This is a genomic window from Cellulomonas septica (genome assembly GCF_012396155.1).
Lineage (GTDB): Bacteria > Actinomycetota > Actinomycetes > Actinomycetales > Cellulomonadaceae > Cellulomonas > Cellulomonas septica.
Map to the genome: position 1 here is coordinate 1 of NZ_JAAXOY010000351.1, position 3,690 is coordinate 3,690.

Sequence of the window (3,690 nt, forward strand, 5' to 3'; positions counted from 1 at the left end):
CGACGTCCGCCCGCTCGCCGGTGCACTCTACGGGCGCGCCACCGGCGGCGGGCGGGTCGTCGACGACCCGGGCTAGGCGGGCCCGGTCGCGTCGCGTGCGGGTACGTCGCGGCGGGCCGGGCCGTCGTACCGGCTCAGCGGGCGGATGAGGGAGTTGGACGCGAGCTGCTCCATGACGTGCGCGGTCCACCCGACGACGCGCGCGGCGGCGAACAGCGGCGTGAACGTGGGGGTGTCGAACCCCATGAGGTGGTAGGCCGGACCGGTGGGGTAGTCGAGGTTCGGCAGGATGCCGGTGCGCTGCGTCATCGCGTCCTCGAGCGCGACGTACAGGTCGAGCAGGTCCTGCCGGTCGTAGTGCTCGACGAGCTGCTCGAGCCAGCGCCGCATGGTGGGGACGCGCGAGTCGCCGTGCTTGTAGACGCGGTGCCCGAAGCCCATGACCTTGCGCTTGGCGGCCATCTCCTCGTCGAGCCACGACGCGGCGCGCGACGCGGAGCCGATCTCGGCGAACGTCGCCATGACCGCCTCGTTGGCGCCGCCGTGCAGCGGGCCCTTGAGCGCGCCGACGGCGCCGGTGACGGCGGAGTGCAGGTCGGACAGCGTCGAGGCGATGACGCGCGCGGTGAACGTCGAGGCGTTGAACGAGTGCTCTGCGTAGAGGATGAGCGAGACCTCGAACGCCTTGACGACGACGGGGTCGGGGACCTCGCCGAACGTCATCCAGAAGATGTTCTCGGCGAAGGGCAGGTCGTCGCGGGCCGCGATCGGCTCCTGGCCGCGGCGGCGCCGCTGGTCGATCGCGACGACCGCGGGCAGCTGCGCGAGCAGCTGGACCGACTTCGCGAGGTTCGCCTCGGGCGACGGGTCCTCGGCACGCGGGTGGTGCGCGCCGATGACGCTCACGGCGGTGCGGACGACGTCCATCGGGTGGCACGTCGTGGGGAGCGCGAGCACGGCGTCGACGACGGGGTCCGGGAGGGTGCGCTGGGACCGGCCGCGGCCCTGGAACGCGGCGAGCTCGTCGGCGTTCGGGAGCTCGCCGTGCCAGAGCAGGTAGGCGACCTCCTCGAAGAGGCAGCGCTCGGCGAGCTGGTCGACGGGGTAGCCGCGGTACAGCAGCGAGTTGCTGTCCGGGTCGACGGACGAGATCGCGGTCGTGTCCACGACCACGCCGGCGAGCCCCTTGTGGATCTCGGTCATGCACAGCCTCCATCGCCGTTGACGGAAATTGCACGGACGCCCGGTGCGCGGGCGCTACAGCCTGAAGTTGAACACGCCCTCGTCGAACCGGTTGTAGGACGCGTAGTCGAGCAGGTCGTACAGCTCGGCGCGCGTCTGCATGCGGTCGAGCAGCCCCTCCTGCGTGCCGGTCGCGAGGATCTCGTCGAGCCCGGCCACGGCCGCGCCCATCGCGAGACGCAGCAGCGTGACGGGGTAGATGACGATGTTCATGCCGAGGTCGTCGAGCTCCTGCGCGGTGAGCAGCCGGCCCTTGCCGAACTCGGTCATGTTGGCGAGCAGCGGCACGTCGAGCGCGTCGCGGAAGGCCGCGAACTCGTCGGGGGTCGTGAGCGCCTCGGGGAACACGGCGTCGGCGCCCGCGTCGACGAGCGCGTGCGCGCGGTCGATGGCCGCGTCGAGCCCGGCGACGGCGCGCGCGTCGGTGCGGGCGATCACGAGGAAGTTCGGGTCGCGACGGCCGTCCACCGCCGCGCGGATGCGGCGCAGCGCGGTCTCGTCGTCGACGACGTCCTTGCCGTCGAGGTGCCCGCACCGCTTGGGGTTGACCTGGTCCTCGATGTGGCAGCCGGCGAGGCCCGCGTCCTCGAGACCCTGGACGGTGCGCGCGACGTTCATGGGCTCGCCGAAGCCCGTGTCGGCGTCGACGATCGACGGCAGGTTGCTCTGCCGCGCGATCTGCCCCGCGCGCAGCGTCACCTCGCTCGCGGTCGTCAGGCCGATGTCCGGCAGCCCCAGGTCCGCCGAGATCACGGCTCCGGACACGTAGACCCCGTCGAACCCCTTGGACTCGATGAGCCGGGCCGACAGCGGGTTGAAGGCTCCGGGCAGGCGCAGCAGCCGCCCCGACCCGAGGGCCTCGCGCAGGGCGACGCGCTTCTCCGCGGCGGTCGTCGTCGCGTACAGCATCAGAAGAGTCCTCCCGGGGAACGGACGGCGTCGAGGACCGCGGCGGGTGCGACGAGCGTGAGGCCCGCGAGCTCGTCGGGCCCCAGGGACGTCAGGCGCTGCGCGACGTCGAGGAACCGCTCGACCTCGGCCTCGCCGAGCACGTCGGTCGCGAGCGTGCGGAACTTCTCGACGTACTGCGGTCGTGTGAACGGGCGCGCGCCGAGCGGGTGCGCGTCGGCGACGGCGATCTCCTCGACGACGACGTCGCCACTCGTCGTCGTGATCTCGAGCCCGCCGCCGAACGCCTTCTCCGCCGGGTCGGTGGAGTGGTACCGCGCGGTCCACACCGGGTCCTCGGTCGTGGTGATCTTCCGCCACAGCTCGACGGTGTCCGGCCGGGCCGCGCGCTCCGGGGCGTAGGAGTCGACGTGGTGCCAGCGCCCGTCCTGCAGCGCGACCGCCACGATGTACGGGATCGAGTGGTCGAGCGTCTCGCGCGACGCGGTCGGGTCGTACTTCTGCGGGTCGTTCGCGCCGGACCCGATGACGTAGTGGGTGTGGTGCGACGTGTGAATCACGATCGACGCGACGTTCGCGGGGTCCGCCAGGTCGGGGCGCTCCCGGTGCAGCCGGCGGGCCAGGTCGATGAGCGCCTGCGACTGGTACTCCGCCGAGTGCTCCTTGGTGTACGTGTCGAGGATCGCCGTCTTCGGCTCGCCCGGCCCGGGCAGCGGCACGTCGTACGACGCGTCCGGCCCGTCGAGCATCCACGCCACGACGCCGTCCTCGCCCTCGTAGATCGGGCTCGGTGCCCCCTCGCCGCGCATCGCCCGGTCGACGGCCTCGATCGCGACCTTCCCGGCGAAGGCCGGGGCGTACGCCTTCCACGACGAGATCTCACCCTTGCGCGACTGGCGCGTCGCCGTCGTCGTGTGCAGCGCCTGCCCGACGGCCTGGAACGTGACCTCCGGCGCGAGCCCGAGGAGCGTGCCGAGCCCCGCCGCGACCGACGGGCCCAGGTGCGCGACGTGGTCGATCTTGTGCGCGTGCAGGCTGATCGCCCGCACCAGGTCCACCTGGATCTCGTACCCCGTGGCGATCGCGCGCACGAGGTCCGCGCCCGACCGGCCGACGTGCTGCGCGACCGCGACGAGCGGCGGGATGTTGTCGGCCGGGTGCGAGTAGTCCGCCGCCAGGAACGTGTCGTGGTAGTCGAGCTCGCGCACCGCGACACCGTTGGCCCACGCGGCCCACTCCGGGGAGACGCGCACGTCGGGCGCCAGACCCGAGACGGTCGACCCGTGCCGCGCCGACGACGGGGCGTGCGGGTGCGCGACGGCCTGCGCGCGCGCGGCGACGACGGGGGAGCGGGTGAGGGACGCGGCGGTCACGGCGGCGTTGTCGATGACGCGGTTGACGACCATGTCGACGACGTCGTCGGGCACCGGGACCGGGTCGGCGGCGACCTCCGCGATCGCCCACGCGAGCTGGTCGCTGCGCGCCAGGCGGTCGGCGCTCGGGTGCACGCGCAGGTGGTGTGTGCGGGGCAACGTGCCT

General features: G+C 72.9%; 3 protein-coding genes. All 3 read right to left on the minus strand.

Going from position 1 to position 3,690, the window contains the following annotated elements; genetic code table 11:
* Positions 1-72 precede the first annotated feature (72 nt).
* From HGA02_RS13045 to HGA02_RS13055, 3 genes are read right to left on the minus strand one after another with little or no spacing between them, the layout of a single operon-like run.
* Positions 73-1,203, minus strand: coding sequence for a bifunctional 2-methylcitrate synthase/citrate synthase (locus tag HGA02_RS13045; RefSeq protein WP_210728534.1), 1,131 nt, complete (start codon positions 1,201-1,203; stop codon positions 73-75).
* A gap of 54 nt (positions 1,204-1,257) precedes the next feature.
* Positions 1,258-2,151: a methylisocitrate lyase gene (prpB, locus tag HGA02_RS13050; RefSeq protein ID WP_168679372.1), complete on the minus strand. Its 894-nt coding sequence runs from the start codon at positions 2,149-2,151 to the stop codon at positions 1,258-1,260.
* Entirely contained in the window at positions 2,151-3,683 is a 1,533-nt protein-coding gene (locus tag HGA02_RS13055; RefSeq protein ID WP_168679374.1) for an MmgE/PrpD family protein, read from the minus strand. The genes prpB and HGA02_RS13055 overlap by 1 nt, the downstream gene beginning before the upstream one ends.
* Positions 3,684-3,690 lie beyond the last annotated feature (7 nt).

Bases quoted from the DNA above. Each gene is read 5' to 3' on its own strand.
- HGA02_RS13045 (WP_210728534.1), bottom strand. From the start codon at position 1,203: ATGACCGAGATCCACAAGGGGCTCGCCGGCGTGGTCGTGGACACGACC.
- prpB (WP_168679372.1), bottom strand. From the start codon at position 2,151: ATGCTGTACGCGACGACGACCGCCGCGGAGAAGCGCGTCGCCCTGCGC.